Genomic DNA, 21,207 nt, shown 5'->3' with positions numbered 1-21,207 from the left:
CATCAAGCCAGTACACCAACACGCAGCAAGACCAGACTACCCAACAGCAACAAGCAACAAGTAACAAAAACAACCCCTCCGACGCAGCGTTAATAGGGATAAAAAGGGACTCCACTGTCACCTGCGCCGACAAAAAAACCAGCACCAACCAATAAGGAACAACAAAAGGAGTCCCGCACATGCAACAAGCAAAAGACAAAACCCTGCTGATCAAGAACGCAAAAGTCGTCGTCACCATGAACGACACCCGTGAAGAAATCAAAAACGGCGCCATCTTCATCCGCAACAACATCATCGAACAAGTCGGCCCCAACGCCGAGCTGCCGCAAGCAGCCGACGAAATCATCGACGCCGCGCATCACGTAGTCATCCCCGGCCTGGTCAACACCCACCACCACATGTACCAAAGCCTGACGCGCGCCATCCCCGCCGCGCAAAACGGCGAACTGTTCAACTGGCTGACCAACCTCTACCCGATCTGGGCCGGCCTGACGCCCGAAATGATCAAGGTCTCGACACTGACCGCGATGGCCGAACTGATCCTCTCCGGCTGTACCACCAGCAGCGACCACCTCTACATCTACCCCAACAAGACCCGCCTGGACGACAGCCTGGAAGCCGCCGCCGAAATCGGCATGCGCTTCCACGGCGCGCGCGGCGCGATGAGCGTGGGCCAGTCCAAGGGCGGCCTGCCGCCGGACCGCGTGGTGGAAGACGAAGAAGCCATCCTGAAAGACACGCGCCGCCTGATCGAGAGCTACCACGACGCCTCCCGCCATGCCATGCAGCGCATCGTGGTAGCCCCCTGCTCGCCCTTCTCGGTCTCGCGCGACCTGATGCGCGAAGCGGCCAACCTGGCGCGCCACTACAAAGTCTCGCTGCACACCCACCTGGCCGAAAACGTCAGCGACATCGCCTACAGCCGCGAGAAATTCAACATGACCCCGGCCGAATACGCCGAAGACTGCGGCTGGGTCGGCCACGATGTCTGGCACGCCCACTGCGTGCAGCTGGACGACCACGGCATCGCCCTGTTCGCCCGCACCGGCACGGGCGTGGCGCACTGCCCCTGCTCCAACATGCGGCTGGCCTCCGGCATCGCGCCCATCCGCAAGATGATCGATGCCGGCGTACCGGTCGGCCTGGGCGTGGACGGCAGCGCCTCCAACGACTCCGCCCACATGATGGGCGAAGTGCGGCAAGCCATGCTGCTGCAGCGCGTCGGCTTCGGCCCGGACGCCATGACCGCGCGCCAGGCACTGGAGATCGCCACGCTGGGCGGCGCCAAGGTATTGAACCGCGACGACATCGGCGCCCTGAAACCCGGCATGTCGGCCGACGTGGTGCTGTTCGACACGCGTCAGATCGGCTTCGCCGGCGGCCAGCACGACCCGGTGGCCGCACTGGTGTTCTGTACCCCGGCCAATGTGGCCTGGAGCATCATCAACGGCCGTGTGGTAGTGCGCGAGGGGCAATGCACCACCATCGACCTCGGCACAGTGATAGAGCGCCACAACGCACTGTCGCTGGAACTGGCCGAAGCGGCGTGCTGAGGGACGCGCCAACATCCCCCGTCAACCGGGCATCGCCAGAGATGCCCCAGGCGTCGCATAGCGGATCGGAACAGCCTTCACCCAAGGCTTTTCCGACGGCGCCGCAACACCAGAAGAGCAAGGGCAGCCGACCGGCATGCCAGCTTGCCGCCGCAGAACAATAAAAAACTCGCCTGATTTTTTGGCACAAGACTTGCAATCAAGGTGACGGGGAATCGTCCGCTTCATCGCTCAACTCTCACAGCAGCCTCACAAGTGCATCCGGCCTCGCGCCGGTTCTGCACGTGCGTATCAATGCCTGTGGGAAACGGCGCCCCGTCATTCCATCACTCCTTTTTCCCGAACAACGCTAGCGCAGAAGGTCCACCATGAAAATTGCCAACATGAAAATCGGCGCCCGCCTCGCCATCGGCTTCGGGGTCGTGATTGCGCTCCTGATCGCCATTGCCGCCCTCGGCAACACCCAGCTAGCCCGGCTGACGGACGGCATCAACCTGATCGTCAAGGACCGCTATCCCAAGACCGTGATGGCCAACACCATCCAGATCCAGGTCAACAAGATCGCGCTCGACATCCGCGACATCCTGCTGACCGCAGATGCCGAACGCATCAAGGCATTGGCGGCCGATGCCGCCACAGCGGACAAGAAGATGAACGAAGGCCTGATGAAAATGCGCGAGGTCGCCCGCACCGACGAGGACAAGCGCTACATCGAAGCCACCATCGCCGCGCGCGACGCCTACATTCCGGCGCGCGACAAGCTGATGGCGCTGGCACAGGCCGGCCAGGTCGATGAGGCCAAGGTCTTCCTGCCCCAGCAATTCATGCCGGTGCAGGTCAAGTACTTCATCGCACTCGACGCCATGTTCGACTACCAGGGCGGGCTGATGGACGCGGCGGGAGACGCCGCAGCACAAGACTCCGGCAGCGCCCGCACCATCATCAATAGCCTGGCGGTAGTGGCCCTGCTGCTGGCCGCGGCGGTGGCGCTGCTGGTCTCGCGCAGCATCACGCGTCCGCTGATCAACGCGGTCGCCGTGGCCCGGCGCGTAGCCGACGGCGACCTCAGCACGCACGTCGAAGTCAAGTCGAAGGATGAAACCGGCGAACTGATGGCGGCCCTGAAACTGATGAACGAAAACCTCTGCAGCATCGTCAGCCGCGTGCGCAGCGGCACCGACACCATCAACCACGCTTCCGGGGAAATCGCCAGCGGCAACATGGACTTGTCCTCGCGCACCGAACAGCAGGCAGGTTCACTGGAAGAAACCGCCTCGGCGATGGAAGAACTGACCTCCACCGTCAAGCAGAACGCCGACAACGCGCGCCAGGCCAACCAGTTGGCAGTCTCCGCCTCGGGCGTGGCGGTCGAAGGTGGCACGGTGGTCAATCAGGTCGTCGACACCATGGCCTCGATCAATGAATCCTCCAGGAAGATCGTCGACATCATCGGCGTGATCGACGGCATCGCTTTCCAGACCAACATCCTGGCGCTCAACGCCGCAGTCGAAGCCGCCCGCGCCGGCGAACAAGGCCGGGGCTTTGCGGTGGTCGCCTCCGAAGTACGATCGCTGGCCCAGCGCAGCGCTACCGCCGCCAAGGAAATCAAAGCCCTGATCGACGACTCGGTGACCAAGGTCGACACCGGCAGCAAACTGGTGGCGCAAGCCGGTTCCACCATGACCGAGGTCGTCTCCAGCGTGAAGCGCGTGACCGACATCGTCGCCGAGATCAGTTCCGCCAGCCAGGAGCAAAGCACCGGCATCGAAGAAATCAACCGCGCCATCACACTGATGGATGAATCGACGCAGCAGAACGCTGCATTGGTGGAAGAAGCTGCTGCCGCGGCGCAGGCGATGCAGGAGCAGGCGGCGCAGTTGATGGAGGCGGTTAGCGTGTTCAAGCTGGATGCGGAAATAACGACTGCTCCCTCCCTGGCGACGATCTTGGGCCACCTTGCGCCAAAGGCCACCACGCCGGTGATGAAGAAGCCGATTCCCGCAACTCGCACTTTCGCTCACAAACCGACAACAACGGAAGCCAAACCTGCACACGCGTCTGCCGCGATAACAACCAAGGCGGCTGATGATGATTGGGAGCAGTTCTGAGCGGAATCTTTCGGCATCCCTTTATAAAGGCGCCTACGGGCGCCTTTGTCTTTTCTTCGCAAGCTATTTTTGATTTGGTTATCCGAAAGAGCTGGCGAGACTGGAAATTTCTACAAATTCACGTTGCGCGATCATTGATGCAAACGGGCAGAAAAAATAAGCTCATCCACTTGATTTAGAATCAACAGTCTAGATTCCTTGCACTCGGGGTCAAAGAGCATTAATAAAATAAGGGGAATTCAGTATGAAAACAGCATTTCGCACTAGTCTGATCGTGGCCTCAACTATCGCACTGTCCGCTTGCGCCACATACAAGACAGCAGTACCGGAAGGTTATACCGGCCCTACTGCGATACTTAAGGATTCATCTGATGTCTACAGCATGAGCAAGGCGGACATCTTCTATACGTTGTCTGTGAATGGCGATGAAATCGATAATGCCTTGTTCACCACACGCCGCGTCAATGAGGGCCGAGGAGCCATCATGGCCGTCCAAAAGGTACAACGTCCGATTCCAGCGCAGCCGCTGAAGGTCAGCGTCTCCGCTCGGACCACATATGCTGCCCCCATCATGGCGATGGCAAACACCGTATACGGCGTGAAAGGCATCGTCAGCTTCACACCTGAGGTTGACAAGGTCTATGTAGTGCGTGGGAAACTGAGCGAAACATATTCGGCCGTTTGGATCGAAGAAGAAATCAGCAAGACGGTCGTCGGCGAAAAAATTGAAGCCCAGGGTTCCGCCAAACTCGGATTTTTTGAGAAATGACAATTCATCGAATCACCGTCCTCGCCATGAATATCCAAAAGCCTTTTCTCGCAATTGCTTGCAGCCTAGCAATCGCCCTACCCGGCTGCACTTCCATTTCAGTCGGTGCCTATCCTGATACATCCCTGGCTAGGGTCAATGTAGCGGATCTCACTAATAACAACGAGCCGCTGAAACTGAAACTGGAAGTCGAATGGCAACTGAATGGCCATATTCCATCCAAAGAGAGAAGCTTCATGGAAATCCAGGTTCCGGCACCTGACATGAACATGCTCAGACAAAAATTCACGGAGGCATTCCAACACACCGGTATGGTCGAAATCGTTCAGAAAGGAGAAGCGGGAACGGTGACAGTAACGCTCAATGACGTTTCCGATATAGCTGATGCCATCGATAAAGGCACACAGCTCGGCAGAAGCTGGGGAGACGGATATGTCACGACCAAGGAGGAGTTCGAACTCTCACTATCCATCCAGCACCGGGGCATGACCGTCAACTCTTCGGCTGTTCCCGGCGCGTATTACTCGGTAACTGCAAAATCCAAATTTCCGGACGACATCCAGCTTCGTCCATCCAGGCAGGTATTTGATGACATGCTGGAACAGATGCTAATCAAATGCCTGTTAGATATGCAGCGCAGTGGCGGATTAGCCAAGCTGGCAAGCCAATAACCGGCCTACCAGCTTTATCAACCCCACACCTCCGCCAACCTCAACAGATTAGTACTCCCCGGCTGCCCAAACGGCATGCCGGCGGTAATCGCAATCTGGTCGCCCTTCTTGGCGAAACCTTCCTTCAATGCCGTCTGGCAGGCCGCGCTGACCATGTCGCTTTCATTGTGGATCTGGTCGCTGATGGTGGAGTGCACGCCCCATACCAATGCCAGGCGGCGCGCCGTCGCCAGTTGCGGGGTGATGCTGAGGATGGGCGCCATCGGCCGTTCGCGGGCAGCGCGCAGGCTGGTGTGGCCGGAGCTGGTGTAGGTCACGGTGGCAGTGGCGCCGACGATGCCGGCCACGTCGCGCAGGGCCGAGCAGATGGCGTCGGAGCGATTGGGCTGCGGCGTCTCGTGCTGGGCGTCGAGCATGTTCCGGTACAAGGGATCGCGCTCCACTTCGGCGATCACGCGGTCCATCATCGATACCGCCTGCAGCGGATAGGCGCCATTGGCCGATTCGGCCGAGAGCATCACGGCGTCGGAACCGTCGTAGATGGCGCTGGCCACGTCCGAGACTTCGGCGCGGGTGGGCACCGGTGCGGTGATCATCGATTCCAGCATTTGCGTGGCGATCACGATCGGCTTGCCGTGCTGGCGGCACACGCGCAGGATGCGCTTTTGCGTGCCGGGCACGCGTTCGGGCGGCAGCTCCACACCGAGGTCGCCGCGTGCCACCATGATGGCGTCCGATGCCCGCACAATCTCATCCAGCCGGTCCAGCGCGGCGGGCTTTTCCAGTTTCGACAGCACGGCGGCGCGGCCGCCGATCAGGCTGCGCGCTTCTTCCACATCTTCCGGACGCTGTACGAAGGACAGTGCGATCCAGTCCGCGCCCATGTCCAGCGCGAAGGCCAGGTCGCGCCGGTCTTTCTCGGTCAGCGCCGGGATCGGCAGCACGGCGTCAGGTACGTTGACACCCTTGCGGTCGGACAGTACGCCGCCGTTGACCACGCGGGTACGGATGATCGCGCCATTGCTGTATTCCACCTGCAGGCGCAGCTTGCCGTCGTCCAGCAGCAGCGACTGGCCGGCGGCGATTGCCTCGAACAGTTCCGGGTGCGGCAGGCAGACGCGGTTGATGTCGCCCGGTTTCGCGTCGCGGTCGAGCGTGAACTCCTGTCCTTGCAGCAGTGTCACTTTGCCCTCGATAAACTGGCCGATGCGCAGCTTGGGGCCTTGCAGGTCGGCCAGTACCGCAATCGGGCGGCCGACTTCGCGTTCGACTTCGCGCACGATCTGGTAGCGCGCCTGATGGTCGGCGTGGGTGCCGTGGCTGAAGTTGAAACGGAAAACGTCGGCGCCGGCTTCGAACAGCGCCTGGATCATTTGGCGAGAAGCGCTGGCGGGGCCTAGAGTGGCGACGATTTTTGCCTGGCGTTGGCGGCGCATGGTGAGTCTCCGGGGGAAGTGTTTTGGTTGTTGTTTGAAGTAATGCTTGAAACAAGCTGCAATCTCAAAAACCACGTCGTCCCGGCGAAGGCCGGGACCCAGTAGCGTTCGTTGCGCATCAAACGCCGTTGAACGTCGCTGGGTCCCGACTTTCGTCAGGACGACGGCGGTAATGCACTAGTCAGCTCAGGAAGCCTTGGCGATCTCGTGGTTGGACATGATCTCCACCGCGCGGCACAACGCCGAGTGGTCCAGCCCGCTCATGCCGTTGGCGGCGCAGGCGTTCATCAGTTCCTGCGCGGCGGCGGTGTTGGGCAGGCTGACGCCGAGTTGCTTGGCGCCTTGCAATGCCAGGTTCAGGTCCTTCTGGTGCAGTTCGATACGGAAGCCCGGATTGAAGGTGCGCTTGACCATGCGCTCGCCGTGCACTTCCAGGATGCGCGATGCCGCGAAACCGCCCATCAGCGCCTGGCGCACGCGCGCCGGGTCGGCGCCGGCCTTGGAGGCGAACAGCAATGCTTCGGCCACGGCCTGGATGTTCAATGCCACGATGATCTGGTTGGCGACCTTGGTGGTCTGGCCGTCGCCGTTGCCGCCGACCAGAGTGATGTTCTTGCCCATCAGTTCGAACAGCGGCTTGACGTCATTGAAGGCACCTTCCGAACCGCCCACCATGATGGTCAGCGAGGCCGCCTTGGCGCCGACTTCACCGCCCGAGACCGGGGCGTCCAGGTACTGGCAGCCCAGCGCGTTGATCTTTTGCGCGAAGCCCTTGGTGGCGATGGGCGAGATCGAACTCATGTCGACCACGATCTTGCCGGCCGACAGGCCTTCGGCCACGCCCTTGTCGCCGAACAACACGGCTTCCACGTGCGGGGTGTCCGGCACCATGACGATGATGATGTCGGCGCGCTTGGCAACTTCTGCGCCCGAGGTACAGACGGTGGCGCCGCCCTCCAGCAATGCCGCCGGCGGGTTCTTCTGGTCGTGCAGGTAGAGCTTGTGGCCGCCCTTTTGCAGGTTTTCCGCCATGGGTGCGCCCATGATGCCCAGGCCGATGAATCCGACTTTTGCCATGATGTTTCTCCTTGATGATTGGTGTGGTGTTTAGCGATGGCTTAGAGGCCGTGTTCCTTGATCCAGCCCAGCCCTTCTTTCGTTCCGGCCTTGGGCTTGTACTCGCAGCCGATCCAGCCGTCGTAGCCGATCTCGTCGAGGAAGCGGAACAGGTAGCGGTAATTGATCTCGCCGGTGCCGGGTTCGAAGCGGCCCGGGTTGTCGGCCAGTTGCACGTGGGCGATCAGCGAAAGGTTGGCCTTGATGGTGTTGGCCAGTTCGCCTTCCATGCGCTGCATGTGGTAGATGTCGTACTGCACGAACAGGTTGTCCGAGCCGGTGGCGAGAATCAGTTCCACCGCCTGCCGGGTGGTGTTGAGGAAGAAGCCCGGGATGTCGAAGCTGTTGATCGGTTCGATCAGGAGGCGGATGCCCTGCTCTTTCAGCTTGCCGGCGGCGTACTTCAGGTTGCCGACCAGGACTTCGCGCGCAACTTCGCGCGAGACGCCCTGAGGCAGGATGCCGACCAGGCAGTTCAACTGCTTCACGCCCAATGCGCTGCCATAGCGGATGGCAGCGTCCACGCCGACGCGAAATTCAGCCACGCGGTCCGGATGGCAGGCGATGCCGCGTTCGCCGCCGTCCCAGTTGCCGGCCGGCAGGTTGTGCAGCACCAGTTGCAGCTTGGCCGCGCGCAGGCGGTCGGCGATCTGCTCGGGGTCGAAGGCGTAGGGGAACAGGAATTCGACCGCCTTGAAGCCGGCGTCGGCGGCAGCCTGGAAGCGGTCGAGGAAAGGCTGCTCGGTGAACAGCATGGTGAGGTTGGCAGCGAGTTTGGTCATGGGTGCTCCTTGTTCTTGGCCCGCCGGATAGGCTGGACTTGGTGTGGCCGTTCAGTGGTATCGCTCTTGCCGGCGACTTTTGTCTCCTCTTCGGATCGGTGCGTTTCAGCCGCTCAGTCGAGCATGCTGATGGCAGTCGGTGCGTGTTCCGGCTTGGTCGCCAGTTCCTCGAATTCGTTGATGGCATCGATCTCGGTGCCCATCGCGATGTTGGTCACGCGCTCCAGGATGATTTCCACCACCACCGGCACGCGGAATTCCTCCATCAGGCGCTTGGCTTGCACGAAGGCGTCCTGGATGCCGTTGGGGTCGGTCACGCGGATCGCCTTGCAGCCCAGGCCTTCGACCACGGCGACGTGGTCCACGCCGTAGCCGTTGAGTTCCGGCGCGTTGACGTTCTCGAACGCCAGTTGCACGCAGTAGTCCATGTCGAAGCCGCGCTGCGCCTGGCGGATCAGGCCGAGGTAGGAGTTGTTCACCAGCACGTGCAAATAAGGCAGGTTGAACTGCGCGCCCACGGCCAGCTCTTCGATCATGAACTGGAAGTCGTAGTCGCCCGAGATCGCCACCACTTTGCGCTTCGGATCGGCGGCGACCACGCCCAGTGCGGCAGGAATGGTCCAACCCAGCGGGCCGGCCTGGCCGCAATTGATCCAGTGGCGGTCCTTGTAGACGTGCAGGAATTGCGCGGCGGCGATCTGCGACAGGCCGATGGTGGCCACGTAGCAGGTCTCGCGATCGAAGGCGCGGTTCATTTCTTCATACACGCGCTGCGGCTTGACCGGCGTTTCATTGAAGTTGGTCCGGCGCAGCATGGTCTTCTTGCGCTGCTGGCATTCGGCCAGCCAGGCTGACCGGTCCGGCAGCTTGCCGGCGGCCTTCAGTTCCCTGGCCACCTCGACGAACAGTTTCAGCGCCGCGCCGGCATCGCTGACGATGCCGTAGTCGGGGCCGAACACGCGGCCAATCTGGGTCGGCTCGATGTCGACGTGGACGAACTTGCGGCCCTTGGTGAAGACGTCGATGGAACCGGTGTGGCGGTTGGCCCAGCGGTTGCCGACGCCCAGCACGAAGTCGGATGCCAGCATGGTGGCGTTGCCGTAGCGGTGGCTGGTCTGCAGGCCGACCATGCCGACCATCTGCGGGTGGTCGTCGGGGATCGCGCCCCAGGCCATCAGCGTAGGGATGACCGGCACGCCGGTCAGTTCGGCGAACTCCACCGCCAGTGCCGCAGCATCGGCATTGACCACGCCGCCGCCGATGGTCAGCAGCGGGCGCTCCGATTCATTGAGCATGGCCAGCGCCTTTTCGATCTGCGCACGGGTGGCTCCGGGGCGGTAGACCGGCAGCGGCTCGTAGGTGTCCGGATCGAACTCGATCTCGGCCATCTGCACGTCGAACGGCATGTCGATCAGCACCGGGCCGGGGCGGCCCGAGCGCATCAGGTGGAAAGCCTGCTGGAATACGCGCGGCACCAGCGCCGGCTCGCGCACGGTGACGGCCCACTTGGTGACCGGCTTGGCGATGGATTCGATGTCGACCGCCTGGAAGTCTTCCTTGTACAAGCGGGCGCGCGGCGCCTGGCCGGTGATGCACAGGATGGGGATGGAGTCGGCCTGGGCCGAGTACAGGCCGGTAATCATGTCGGTGCCGGCCGGACCCGAGGTGCCGATACACACGCCGATGTTGCCGGCCTTGGCGCGGGTATAGCCTTCGGCCATGTGCGAGGCGCCCTCGACGTGGCGCGCCAGGATGTGCTTGATGCCGCCGTGGCGCTTCAATGCCGAGTAAAACGGGTTGATCGCCGCGCCCGGCACGCCGAAGGCTTGCAGACAACCTTCTTTTTCCAGCACGTAGGCTGCTGCGTCGACTGCTCTCATCTTTGCCATGTTGTTCTCCAGGATTCCAGATTGCTATAAGGTGGTGGTCGCCCTTGGCGGCGCACCATTCTCTGATTCGTTCTGGAGCCCATCCTAGTCGCTACAATTTCGATTGATAAGAACAAAAAAAATCTATTTATTACTTATCAAAAGTATGGAAATATAGAAAAAGTATTGAATTGGATCGGATAATGGACAAACTCAAACAAATTGAAGCTTTTGTCTTGGTGGTCGACAAAGGCAGCCTGGCGGCGGCGGCGCTGGAAGAGAAAGTGACGCCGGTGATGATGGGCAGGCGCATCGATGCCCTGGAAAAACGCCTGGGCACCAAGCTGATGCACCGGACCACGCGCCACCTGACGCTGACCGAGCAAGGCAGCGTCTTCCTCGACCACTGCCGCAAGCTGCTGGAGCAGATGGAGACGGCAGAGAAGAGCATCGCCGAAGGCCGCCATAAGGCTACCGGCCACCTGGTGGTCTCCACCCCTGCCGCCTACGGCCGCCTGCATGTGGCGCCGCATGCCCCGGCCTTTTTGGCGGCGCACCCCGAGGTGCAGATCTCGTTCAACCTGACCGACCGTGTGGTCGACCTGGTGCGCGAAGGCTACGACCTGGGCATCCGCATCGGCGGCGCGATCGAACCCAGCTTCGTGGCCGTGCGCCTGGCCAGCAACCGCCGGGTGGTGTGCGCTTCGCCCGAATACCTGCACCGCAACGGCATGCCCAAGACGCTGGACGACCTGGCCCAGCACAATTGCCTGGCCTTCAACCTGCAAGGCGGCCAGCAGCGCGGCTGGTATTTCCAGCAAAATGGCAAGCCGGTGATCGTCAAGGTGCAGGGCAATCTCGACTGCAACGACGGCGAATTGCTGCACCGCTGGGCCGGCGAAGGCCTGGGCCTGGCCTGGCGCTCGACCTGGGAAATCCAGGCGCAACTGGCTTCGGGAGAGCTGGTGACGGTGCTGGACGACTACGCCCTGCCGCATTACGACATCATGGCGGTATATCCGCAGCAACGGCATTTGCCGGCCAAGACGCGGTTTTTCATCGATTACCTGAAGGAGGTTTATGCGCAGCCGGATTATTGGAACCGGGCGGTGGCGAAGCCATAAACGCTATCGGCATCAACGGGATTCCATACCCATACATCCTCAATGCGCCGCACCAATCCTCTTGCAACAAGCCTTTTTTAAGCGCCTTATACACATATAACAATATGTTTATAGTGGCTATTTCCCGCGACTTACGTCCTCACCATGAAATTAAACGACATTACGTACGCTGCAACCAATACGCACAAAGCAACGCCCATTTTTTGCCTGTCTCGCAAGCAGGCAAGTTTTCCGGCGTATAAAAAAGGACCAAACGGAGACAACCAATAATGAACGCGCTAGACAAATACTTCAAACTCAGCGAGAACGGTACCACCGTCCGCACCGAATTGCTGGCAGGCCTGACAACCTTCCTGACAATGGCCTACATCATCTTCGTCAATCCCTCCATCCTGGGCGACGCCGGCATGCCCAAGGATTCGGTATTCGTCGCCACCTGCCTGGCCGCCGCCGTCGGTACCCTGATCATGGGCCTGTACGCCAACTACCCCATCGGCCTGGCGCCTGGCATGGGTCTCAACGCCTACTTCGCTTACGCGGTAGTCAAAGGCATGGGGTTCCCCTGGCAGGCTGCGCTGGGCGCGGTGCTGATCTCGGGCTGCCTGTTCCTGATCGTCAGCCTGCTGCGCATCCGTGAACTGATCATCAAGAGCATCCCGAAGTCGCTGAGGACGGCCATCCCGGCCGGCATCGGGCTGTTCCTGGGGATCATCTCCCTGAAGAGCGCCGGCATCATCGCCGCCAATCCCGCCACCTTCGTCACCATGGGCGACCTGCACCATCCGGCGGCGGTGATGGCCATCATCGGCTTCCTGGTGATCGTGGCGCTGGACAGGCTGAAGGTACGCGGTGCACTGCTGATCGGCATCCTGCTGGTCACCGTGCTGAGCTTCTTGTTCGGCGGCAACCACTTCAGCGGCGTGTTCGCGCCGCCGCCGTCGCTGGCGCCGACCTTCCTGCAGCTGGATGTGAAGGGTGCGCTGTCGATGGGCTTGCTCAACGTGGTGCTGGTGTTCTTCCTGGTTGAACTGTTCGACGCCACCGGCACGCTGATGGGCGTGGCCCAGCGCGCCGGGCTGATGAAGGAAGGCAAGATGGATCGCCTGAACAAGGCGCTGATGGCCGACAGCACCGCCATCGTCGCCGGTTCCCTGCTTGGCACCTCCAGCACCACTGCCTATATTGAAAGTGCGGCAGGCGTGCAAGCGGGTGGCCGTACCGGCCTGACCGCAGTGGCGATTGCCGTGCTGTTCCTGCTGTGCCTGTTCATCGCGCCGCTGGCGGGCGTGGTGCCGGCCTATGCGACTGCGCCGGCGCTGTTCTTCGTGGCTTGCCTGATGGTGCGCGAGCTGGTGCACATCGATTGGGATGACACCACCGAATGCGTGCCGGCCGTGATCACCGCGCTGGTCATGCCCTTCACCTACTCGATCGCCAACGGCCTGGCGCTGGGCTTCATCAGCTACGCCGGCCTGAAGCTGCTGACCGGGCGCGTAAAGGACGTGTCGGTGGTAATCTGGATCATTGCCGCCATCTTCCTGTTCAAGCTGGTCTACCTCGGCGAATAAGGCAGCGGCAGGCAACAGCAGTAACGGGATGCGCCACCTCCAGGCGGCGCATCCCGGGATTGTCAAACGATGGAATTGGACAATCGTTTCCAACAAAACGAAGCGGACAATCAGTTCCATCCTTTGAGAACCCCGGCACGTTTCTTGAATGCATATCCACGCAAGAAACGGCAGTGCAGGAAGCAGAAAAAGATCCGCCCATGTGCGGAACAAGCGCTTCCCGCTCGCTCGAACAATAAGAGTGCGCCCCACGATCCGCCCTGGAGCGCGCCGCAAAGCAGCAACTGTTTTGTAGACAATTACATAGAGCAAACACATGTCAGAACCGATTCGCCCCATCCAGTTTTATTACCGTGGAGAGATCCACCAGGCCCAGGGCCTGCCCAATACCCGCACCGTGCTGCAGCACCTGCGCGAGGACCTGCATTGCACCGGCACAAAGGAAGGCTGCGCCGAAGGCGACTGCGGCGCCTGCACAGTGGTGGTCGGCGAGCTGCTCGGCGACAAGCTGGAATTGAAGACGGTCAACTCCTGCATCCAATTTTTGCCGACGCTGGACGGCCGCGCGCTGTTCACCGTGGAAGACCTGAAGCAAGCCGACGGCTGCCTGCATCCGGTGCAGCAGGCCATGGTGGAATGCCACGGTTCGCAATGCGGCTTCTGCACGCCGGGCTTCGTGATGTCGCTGTGGGGCCTGTACCTGAAGCATGACAAGGATGGCATCGAACCGACCAAGCGCGAGATCGACGACACGTTGTCGGGCAACCTGTGCCGCTGCACCGGCTACCGCCCCATCATCGATGCCGCGCGCCGCATGGGCCAGTTGCCGGCGGTGGAATTTGACCGCCAGCAACTGGCCGAGGCGCTGCGCGGCATCCAGCGCGAAGAACCGCTGGCGGTGACCCACAACGGCCAGACGTTCCATGCGCCGCGCACGCTGGCGCAACTGGCGCAATTGCGCAGCAGCCTCCCCAAGGCGCGCATCCTGGCCGGCTCGACCGACGTTGGCCTGTGGGTGACCAAGCACATGCGCGATTTGGGCGACATCATCTATATCGGCCAGGTGGAAGAACTGCGCCGGATGGAAGAGAAGGACGGCTTCCTGGAAATCGGCGCCGGCATTTCGCTGGAGCAGGCGTATGGCGAACTGAACAAGCATTATCCGAAGGAATTGTCGGAACTGTGGCAGCGCTTCGCCTCGATGCCGGTGCGCAATGCCGGCACCTTGGGCGGCAACGTCGCCAACGGCTCGCCGATTGGCGACTCCATGCCATGGCTGATCGCGCTCGGTGCGCAGATCGTGCTGCATGGCGTGGACGGCCAGCGCGTGATGCCGCTGGAAGAGTTCTATATCGCTTACCAGAAGTCGGCGCTGCAGCCCAATGAAGTCGTGCAGGCGGTGCGCGTGCCGCTGCCGCGCGCGGATGTGCAATTCCGCGTCTATAAGCTGTCCAAGCGTTTCGATCAAGATATCTCGGCCGTATGCGCCGCCTTCGCTTTCACACTGGACGGCGGCAAGGTGAAAGAAGCGCGCATGTGCTACGGCGGCATGGCGGCTACCCCCAAGCGCGCCTCGCAGGCCGAAGCCATCCTGAACGGGAAGGACTGGAGCGAAGAGCAAGTGCGCGCCGCGATGGCAGCCATGGCGCAGGACTACGCGCCGCTGTCGGACATGCGCGCCACCTCGGCTTACCGCCTGCGCACCGCGCAAAACCTGCTGTACCGCTACTGGCTGGAAACCCGTGCCGATGCGCCGCTGGCGGCCGACGCTGTACGCGCCTTCGCAGTCGTGGCGGCGTGAGCGTGACAAAGAGAATGAGCAGGAGAATGTGATGAACAAGCAAAGTGAACAATTCATGTCCAAGCTGACACTGCCGCCCAAGGGCTGGGCCGAGGTCGGCAAACCGCATCCGCACGAGTCTGCGGTGCTGCACGTGACCGGCGAAGCCACCTACACCGACGACATCATCGAACTGCAAGGCACGCTGCATGCGGCGCTGGGCCTGTCGCAGAAGGCCCATGCCAGGATCCGTGCGATCGACCTGTCGAAGGTCAAGGCTTCGCCTGGCGTAGTGGCGGTGTTTACCGCCGACGATATCCCCGGCGAGAACCAGTGCGGCGCCATCATCCATGACGATCCGGTGCTGGCCGACGGCCTGGTGCAGTACGTGGGCCAGCCGATCTTCATCGTGGTGGCCGACAGCCACGACAACGCCCGCCGCGGCGCACGCTGCGCGGTGATCGACTACGAGGAACTGGCGCCTATCCTGACCCCGCGCGCAGCGCATGCGGCGCAGTCCTACGTGCTGCCGCCGATGCACCTGACGCGCGGCACGCCGGCCGCGGCCTTTGCCAAGGCGCCGCACAAGCTGAAAGGCCAGTTCGACGTCGGCGGCCAGGAGCAGTTCTATCTCGAAGGGCAGATCTCCTACGCCATCCCCAAGGAAGGCAGCGGCATGCACGTCTACTGCTCGACCCAGCACCCGAGCGAGATGCAGCACCACATCGCGCATGTGTTGCACGTGGCCTCGCACGACGTGCTGGTGGAGTGCCGGCGCATGGGCGGCGGCTTCGGCGGCAAGGAATCGCAGTCGGCGCTGTGGGCCTGCGCGGCTGCGGTGGCGGCGGTGCGCCTGCGCCGTCCGGTCAAACTGCGCGCCGACCGCGACGACGACATGATCGTCACCGGCAAGCGCCACTGCTTCGCCTACGACTACGAGATCGGCTATGACGACAACGGCCGCATCGTCGCGGCCAAGATCGACATGGTTTCGCGCGCAGGCTTCTCGGCCGACCTGTCCGGCCCGGTGGCTACCCGCGCGGTGTGCCACTTCGACAATGCCTACTACCTGTCGGACGTGGAGATCCACGCCATGTGCGGCAAGACCAATACCCAGTCCAATACCGCCTTCCGCGGCTTCGGCGGCCCGCAGGGCGCCATCGCCATCGAGTACATCGTCGACGAGATCGCGCGCAATCTCGGCAAGGATGCATTGGAAGTGCGCCGCGCCAACTTCTACGGCAAGAGCGATGCCGAAGGCCCCAACGCGCGCAACACCACCCACTACGGCCAGAAGGTCGAAGACAACGTGATCCACGCGCTGGTCGACGAACTGGAACGCACCAGCGACTACCAGGCGCGGCGCCAGGCCGTCATCGCGTTCAACGCCAGCAACACCGTACTGAAGAAGGGCCTGGCGTTGACGCCCGTGAAATTCGGCATCTCCTTCAATGTGCCGCACCTGAACCAGGCCGGTTCGCTGGTGCATGTCTACACCGATGGCTCGGTGCTGGTGAACCACGGCGGCACCGAAATGGGCCAGGGCTTGAACACCAAGGTGGCGCAGGTAGTCGCCAACGCGCTGGGCCTGCCGCTGGAGCGCGTGCGCTGCACCGCGACCGACACCAGCAAGGTCGCCAATACCTCGGCCACCGCCGCCTCCACCGGCAGCGACCTGAACGGCAAGGCGGCGCAGGATGCTGCCCTGCAGATCCGGGCGCGGCTGGCGCAAGTGGCGGCCAAGCGCTTCAATGTCGACGCTGCCGAAGTGCGCTTCGCCGACGGCCTGGCGATTGCCGGCGAACAGTCGGTGGCCTTCCCCGACCTGGTGATGCAGGCCTACCTGCAGCGCGTACAGCTGTGGTCGGACGGCTTCTACTCGACTCCGCGCGTGCACTGGGACTCCAAGACCATGAACGGCCACCCGTTCTTCTATTACGCCTACGGCGCGGCGGTGGCTGAAGTGGTGATCGACACGCTGACCGGCGAATGGAGACTGCTGCAGGCCGACCTGCTGTACGACGCCGGCGAAAGCCTGAACCCGGCCATCGATGTGGGCCAGGTGGAAGGCGGCTTCATCCAGGGCATGGGCTGGCTGACCACCGAGGAGCTGTGGTGGAACAAGGACGGCAAGCTGATGACGCACGCGCCGTCGACCTACAAGATCCCGGGCGTGTCCGATTGCCCAACGGCCTTCCGCACCGAACTGTTCAAGAACAGCAACGTATCCGACACCATCCACCGCTCCAAGGCCACCGGCGAACCGCCGCTGCTGCTGCCGTTCTCGGTGTTCCTGGCGATCCGCGACGCGGTGTCGGCAGTAGGCGAACATCGCGTCAACCCGCCGCTGCGTGCGCCGGCCACGTCCGAGGCCATCCTCGACGCGGTGGACGCGGTGCGCGCAGCCGCGGTGAAACAATAAGACCGAACCTGATCAAGGAGCATTCATGACGACATGGCTTGCCGCTTTGAGGGAATTGCAGGATGCCGCCACCCCGGCGGTGCTGGTAACGGTGGCCGAGATCCAGGGCTCGACGCCGCGCGAGGCCGGCGCGCGCATGGTCTATACCGCTGACAAACAGTACGACACCATCGGCGGCGGCCATCTGGAATGGCGTGCAGCGCAGATCGCGCGCGCCATGCTGGAGGATGACGCCAGCCAGTTGCCGGCCCAGCGCCGGCTGGAGCGCATCGCGCTCGGTCCGAGCCTGGGCCAATGCTGCGGCGGCGTGGTGTTCCTGGCCTTTGAGCGGGTCGACCAGTCCTGCTCGGGCACGCTCAAGGAACTGGAGCAGCACTGGCGCAGCGGCATCGACATCTGGCGCACCTTGCCGCTGGACAATGCCGATCCGCTGCAGTTGTATGAAACCGACGGCGAAGCCTGCGACCTCAACGGGCCGGACAACGGCCTGCACGCCACGCTGTTTCGCGACGTGCGCAAGACTTACGTCACGCGCGATGCCTATGGCCGCCGCTGGCTGCTCGACCTGTGCCGCGCGCACCAGCCGCAAGTGGTGCTGTTCGGCGCCGGCCATGTCGGCACGGCCATCGTCAAGGTATTGTCCAACCTTCCCTGCCGCGTGCTGTGGGTGGACGAACGCGAAGACATGTTCCCCGACAGCCTGCCGCCGCAAGTCACGGTGGAAGCCACCGATGTGCCCAATGCCGCAGTCGACATGGCCGAGCCGGGCGCGTATTATCTCGTCATGACCCACAGCCACGCCCTCGACCAGCAACTGACCGAACGCATCCTGAAGCGTACGGATATCGGCTGGTTCGGCCTGATCGGCTCCTACACCAAGCGCAAGCAGTTCGAGCACCGCCTGGCAGACCGTGGCTACACGCAGGAACAGTTAAACCGCATGACCTGCCCCATCGGCATTCCCGGCATCTACGGCAAGGAACCGGCCAGCATCGCCATCGCGGTGGTGGCCCAGCTGATGCAATTGTGGGAGTTGCGCTTCACGCAGCCGGCCCGCAACAAATTCCCTCCGGCATTGGCCACACACGCGTTGGACGGCAGAGGCTGAGGAAAACCCTGCCGTCACCCAGAGGATCCCTCCGGACAAGACGATCGCGCCACGAAGGCGCATGCCATTCCGGCCTCGCCGGATCCTCCCCACGATTCCGCTTGAACCCATCAGGAAAGCGTGGTCACGCCTGCGCCTTCCAGTATGATGACCATTGAATCGACGCCGACCGCGCGCCCTTCTTCGTCCGCGCGCGGCGGCCAGCAACGAGGAAATACCATGAGCACATCCATGCAAGCCTATCGCGCCAGCCTGCTGCATTTCACCAACGATCCCGCCTTTGACGAGCGCGCCACGCAATGGCATGCCGACGGCCTGCTGCTGGTGGAAGACGGCAAGATCAAGGCGGCCGGCGACTACGACCGGCTCATCACGTCGGTCCCCGCCGGCGTGCAGGTGCAGGACCACCGCGGCAAGATCATCTGCCCCGGCTTCATCGACACCCACATCCACTATCCGCAGACCGATATCATCGGCTCGCCGGCGCCGGGCCTGCTGCCCTGGCTGGACAACTACACCTTCCCGGCCGAGCGCCGCTTCGAGAACGGCGAGCATGCCGCTGAAGTGGCCGACTTCTTCCTGGCCGAGCTGCTGCGCAACGGCACCACCAGCGCGGCGGTGTATTGCACCGTGCATCCGCAATCGGTGAATGCCTTTTTCGAAGCCAGCCACGCGCGCAACCTGCGCATGGTAGCCGGCAAGTGCCTGATGGACCGCAACGCGCCCGACTTCCTGCGCGATACCGCCGAGGGCGGCGTGCGCGAGAGCGAGGAACTGCTCCAGCGCTGGCACAACAAGGGACGCCAGCACTACGCCATCACGGTGCGCTTTGCGCCGACCTCGACGCACGAGCAGATGAAGCTGGCCGGCGAGCTGGCGGCGCAGTATCCGGACGCCTACATCCAGACCCACGTGGCGGAAAATACCGATGAAGTGAAATGGGTGAAGGAGCTGTATCCCGATGCCCGCAGCTACCTGGACGTGTACGACCAGTACGGCTTGATGCGCCAGCGCGCGCTGTATGCGCACTGCGTCTGGCTGGACGATGAGGACCGCGCGCGCATGGCGGCCACGCAGTCGGCGGCCACGGTGTGCCCGACCTCGAACCTGTTCCTGGGCAGCGGCCTGTTCGACTTCGCGAATGCGGACAAGGCGCGCGTACCGCTGTCGCTGGCCACTGACGTGGGCGGCGGCACCAGCTTCTCGATGCTGCAGACCATGAATGAGCTATACAAGGTCGGCCGCATGGGCGGCACCTACCTGCCGGCGCAGCGCATGTTCTACCTGGCTACGCTAGGCGGCGCCCGCGCACTGCAGCTGGAAGGTACCATCGGCAACTTCGCGCCCGGCTGCGATGCCGATTTCATCCTGCTCGATCCGCGCGCCACGCCTTTGCTGGCGCGCCGCAGCGCCAACACCGATAGCCTGGAAGAGCAGTTGTTCGCGCTGGCGATCCTGGGGGATGACCGCGCCATCGCCGCGACCTATTCCGCAGGCAAGCTGGCGCACAGCCGGAGCTGAAGCAAGGCCGGCGCCCCTTGCCGCTTCAGTGGCAAGCGGGCGCCGCGCCGGAGGAAAATTCCTTCAATGGCGCCCAGCCTGCGGCGCCGTTCCGGTACAAGGTGTAAAAGTCGTTCCTGGCATTGCCGTTCTTGTCGAAGGCGATCGGGCCGCTCAATCCTTTGTAGCTTTTCTGGCGCAGCTCGGCCAATAGCCTGGGGCCGCCGCCACCGGCTTGCACGGCGGCCTCCATCAAGGTGTTGGCGGCGTTGTACGCGTAGCGCGAGAAACTGCTGGGAGGACGCTTGAAACGCTGTTCAAAGCGCTCCAGGAATCCCTTCCAGGCAGGACAATCCCGCAGATCCGCATCCGGCTCCAATGTGTAGAGCGACATCCTGCTGCCCGATGGCAGGGAGAATTTCTGGTTGACCGAACCGCCGGTCAACAGCAACGAGGATGCCAGCTTCGAACGCGCCACGCTATTGACGAATGGCGCTACCTGCAAGGCATTGGCGCTGAACAGAATCAGGTCCGGCTGGCTGGCTTCCAAGGCTTGCAGGGCGGCATTGAAATCCGATGTCTTGCTGCTGACCGTGGTTTGATAGACCACTTGCGCCGGCTCGCGCCGTGCCGCCATCTGCTCGATAAATGCCTTGGCCAGCGACTGGCCAAACGCCGAGTTATTGGCCACTACCGCCACGCGCCGTGCACCCAGCGTAGCCAACGCCGACTCGGCCAGATAGGCGGCAGTGCGGTCGCTGCTGCTGAGCAAGCGAAAAGCCGTCTTGTAGCCTTTTTCGGTGAATTGAGGGGTCGATGCTGTGAACATCATCTGCGCGATGGCATGCTCTTCGTAGGTATCCGCCACGGCCAGGGCGACGTCGGCAGACCAGTGCCCGATCACGCCGATGACGCCGCTGCGCACAAAATACTGTGCCGTGTATTGGGCCAAATGGGATTCCGAGCGGTCATCCTGCTCCAGCAGGACAAATTGCATGGCAGGGCGCGCGCCATGGGCCGCCGATAATTGGCGGGCATTACGCTCCTCGATCGCCAGCAACGCACCATCGCGCGCGCTCTTTAATATGGGGTTGGCAAGCGGGCCGGCAAATCCTATTCCGACAGGCTTGACCGCCGCAGCCGGCTCCTTTCCTGCCGGCTTGGCCGCACAAGCGGCACCCGCCGCGACCGATGCGCATAACACGATCGCGCCCATGCGCAGCAGGTCTCTGACAATCTTCAGCAATCTCCCCTCCCCCTCGGTCTTGACCTCAAGCGTTGCCTTTGTGCCATTCACCTTTCCGGCTGTGCCAACAACAAGGCCTGCGCCGAAAGTGCTTATTGTACGTTGCCTGGCCTTCGGCCAAGTTTTGGGGGATCAACATGAAAAAGCCGCTGAAAA

At 62.4% G+C, this 21,207-nt stretch carries 15 protein-coding genes; 10 read left to right on the top strand and 5 right to left on the bottom strand.

The genetic code is table 11. The features are described from left to right. The first annotated feature begins 179 nt into the window (after positions 1 to 179). From AKL28_RS18445 to AKL28_RS18430, 4 genes are all read left to right on the top strand, one after another. Positions 180 to 1,553: an 8-oxoguanine deaminase gene (locus tag AKL28_RS18445; RefSeq protein WP_050469619.1), complete on the top strand. Its 1,374-nt coding sequence runs from the start codon at positions 180 to 182 to the stop codon at positions 1,551 to 1,553. A 368-nt stretch (positions 1,554 to 1,921) separates the two neighbouring features. After that, positions 1,922 to 3,661 carry a methyl-accepting chemotaxis protein gene (locus AKL28_RS18440; RefSeq protein WP_050469618.1) on the top strand — a complete coding sequence of 580 codons (1,740 nt, stop codon included), beginning with the start codon at positions 1,922 to 1,924 and terminating at the stop codon, positions 3,659 to 3,661. Between the two features lie 244 nt (positions 3,662 to 3,905). Next, positions 3,906 to 4,430, top strand: coding sequence for a hypothetical protein (locus AKL28_RS18435; RefSeq protein ID WP_156226400.1), 525 nt, complete (start codon positions 3,906 to 3,908; stop codon positions 4,428 to 4,430). Positions 4,431 to 4,456: 26 nt separating this feature from the next. After that, entirely contained in the window at positions 4,457 to 5,101 is a 645-nt protein-coding gene (locus AKL28_RS18430) for a hypothetical protein (RefSeq protein WP_156484687.1), read from the top strand. Between the two features lie 17 nt (positions 5,102 to 5,118). On the opposite strand, the gene pyk is transcribed toward AKL28_RS18430, so the two are convergent. The 4 genes from pyk to gcl all read right to left on the bottom strand — a co-directional run bounded on the left by pyk (position 5,119) and on the right by gcl (position 10,324). Next, positions 5,119 to 6,537, bottom strand: a complete 1,419-nt coding sequence (gene pyk / locus AKL28_RS18425) for a pyruvate kinase (protein WP_050469615.1) — start codon at positions 6,535 to 6,537, stop codon at positions 5,119 to 5,121. Positions 6,538 to 6,723: 186 nt separating this feature from the next. Beyond that, entirely contained in the window at positions 6,724 to 7,614 is an 891-nt protein-coding gene (gene glxR / locus AKL28_RS18420; protein ID WP_050469614.1) for a 2-hydroxy-3-oxopropionate reductase, read from the bottom strand. Between the two features lie 41 nt (positions 7,615 to 7,655). Next, on the bottom strand, positions 7,656 to 8,435 hold the full coding sequence (gene hyi, locus AKL28_RS18415) for a hydroxypyruvate isomerase (RefSeq protein ID WP_050469613.1): 780 nt from the start codon (positions 8,433 to 8,435) through the stop codon (positions 7,656 to 7,658). 113 nt (positions 8,436 to 8,548) lie between these two features. After that, complete coding sequence (gene gcl, locus AKL28_RS18410; RefSeq protein WP_050469612.1) at positions 8,549 to 10,324, bottom strand: glyoxylate carboligase; 1,776 nt, start codon at positions 10,322 to 10,324, stop codon at positions 8,549 to 8,551. Positions 10,325 to 10,506: 182 nt separating this feature from the next. Between gcl and AKL28_RS18405 the strand changes: the two genes are divergently transcribed. From AKL28_RS18405 to guaD, 6 genes are all read left to right on the top strand, one after another. Further along, on the top strand, positions 10,507 to 11,427 hold the full coding sequence (locus AKL28_RS18405; protein ID WP_050469611.1) for a LysR family transcriptional regulator: 921 nt from the start codon (positions 10,507 to 10,509) through the stop codon (positions 11,425 to 11,427). Positions 11,428 to 11,696: 269 nt separating this feature from the next. After that, a complete protein-coding gene (locus tag AKL28_RS18400; protein ID WP_050469610.1) occupies positions 11,697 to 12,995 on the top strand; it encodes an NCS2 family permease in 1,299 nt (432 codons plus the stop codon). Positions 12,996 to 13,311: 316 nt separating this feature from the next. Then, positions 13,312 to 14,796, top strand: coding sequence for a xanthine dehydrogenase small subunit (xdhA, locus tag AKL28_RS18395; RefSeq protein WP_050469609.1), 1,485 nt, complete (start codon positions 13,312 to 13,314; stop codon positions 14,794 to 14,796). Positions 14,797 to 14,827: 31 nt separating this feature from the next. Further along, positions 14,828 to 17,197, top strand: coding sequence for a xanthine dehydrogenase molybdopterin binding subunit (gene xdhB / locus AKL28_RS18390; RefSeq protein WP_050469623.1), 2,370 nt, complete (start codon positions 14,828 to 14,830; stop codon positions 17,195 to 17,197). Positions 17,198 to 17,222: 25 nt separating this feature from the next. Further along, complete coding sequence (gene xdhC, locus AKL28_RS18385) at positions 17,223 to 18,305, top strand: xanthine dehydrogenase accessory protein XdhC (RefSeq protein WP_050469608.1); 1,083 nt, start codon at positions 17,223 to 17,225, stop codon at positions 18,303 to 18,305. 219 nt (positions 18,306 to 18,524) lie between these two features. Then, the gene (guaD, locus tag AKL28_RS18380; protein WP_050469607.1) at positions 18,525 to 19,826 is read left to right on the top strand and encodes a guanine deaminase; all 1,302 of its coding nucleotides are present in this window, start codon (positions 18,525 to 18,527) and stop codon (positions 19,824 to 19,826) included. A gap of 25 nt (positions 19,827 to 19,851) precedes the next feature. On the opposite strand, the gene AKL28_RS18375 is transcribed toward guaD, so the two are convergent. Continuing rightward, a complete protein-coding gene (locus AKL28_RS18375) occupies positions 19,852 to 21,051 on the bottom strand; it encodes a branched-chain amino acid ABC transporter substrate-binding protein (protein WP_050469606.1) in 1,200 nt (399 codons plus the stop codon). Between the last annotated feature and the right edge of the window lie 156 nt (positions 21,052 to 21,207).

The sequence above is a fragment of the Herbaspirillum chlorophenolicum genome (assembly GCF_001189955.1).
Lineage (GTDB): Bacteria > Pseudomonadota > Gammaproteobacteria > Burkholderiales > Burkholderiaceae_D > Herbaspirillum > Herbaspirillum chlorophenolicum.
Note: the sequence above shows the minus strand (reverse complement) of the source record. Positions and strands in the feature narration are given on the sequence as shown.

Bases quoted from the DNA above. Each gene is read 5' to 3' on its own strand.
- xdhB (WP_050469623.1), top strand. From the start codon at position 14,828: ATGAACAAGCAAAGTGAACAATTCATGTCCAAGCTGACACTGCCGCCC.
- AKL28_RS18445 (WP_050469619.1), top strand. From the start codon at position 180: ATGCAACAAGCAAAAGACAAAACCCTGCTGATCAAGAACGCAAAAGTC.
- glxR (WP_050469614.1), bottom strand. From the start codon at position 7,614: ATGGCAAAAGTCGGATTCATCGGCCTGGGCATCATGGGCGCACCCATG.
- AKL28_RS18435 (WP_156226400.1), top strand. From the start codon at position 3,906: ATGAAAACAGCATTTCGCACTAGTCTGATCGTGGCCTCAACTATCGCA.
- AKL28_RS18430 (WP_156484687.1), top strand. From the start codon at position 4,457: ATGAATATCCAAAAGCCTTTTCTCGCAATTGCTTGCAGCCTAGCAATC.
- AKL28_RS18405 (WP_050469611.1), top strand. From the start codon at position 10,507: ATGGACAAACTCAAACAAATTGAAGCTTTTGTCTTGGTGGTCGACAAA.
- xdhC (WP_050469608.1), top strand. From the start codon at position 17,223: ATGACGACATGGCTTGCCGCTTTGAGGGAATTGCAGGATGCCGCCACC.
- hyi (WP_050469613.1), bottom strand. From the start codon at position 8,435: ATGACCAAACTCGCTGCCAACCTCACCATGCTGTTCACCGAGCAGCCT.
- guaD (WP_050469607.1), top strand. From the start codon at position 18,525: ATGAGCACATCCATGCAAGCCTATCGCGCCAGCCTGCTGCATTTCACC.
- pyk (WP_050469615.1), bottom strand. From the start codon at position 6,537: ATGCGCCGCCAACGCCAGGCAAAAATCGTCGCCACTCTAGGCCCCGCC.
- AKL28_RS18400 (WP_050469610.1), top strand. From the start codon at position 11,697: ATGAACGCGCTAGACAAATACTTCAAACTCAGCGAGAACGGTACCACC.
- AKL28_RS18440 (WP_050469618.1), top strand. From the start codon at position 1,922: ATGAAAATTGCCAACATGAAAATCGGCGCCCGCCTCGCCATCGGCTTC.
- gcl (WP_050469612.1), bottom strand. From the start codon at position 10,324: ATGGCAAAGATGAGAGCAGTCGACGCAGCAGCCTACGTGCTGGAAAAA.
- xdhA (WP_050469609.1), top strand. From the start codon at position 13,312: ATGTCAGAACCGATTCGCCCCATCCAGTTTTATTACCGTGGAGAGATC.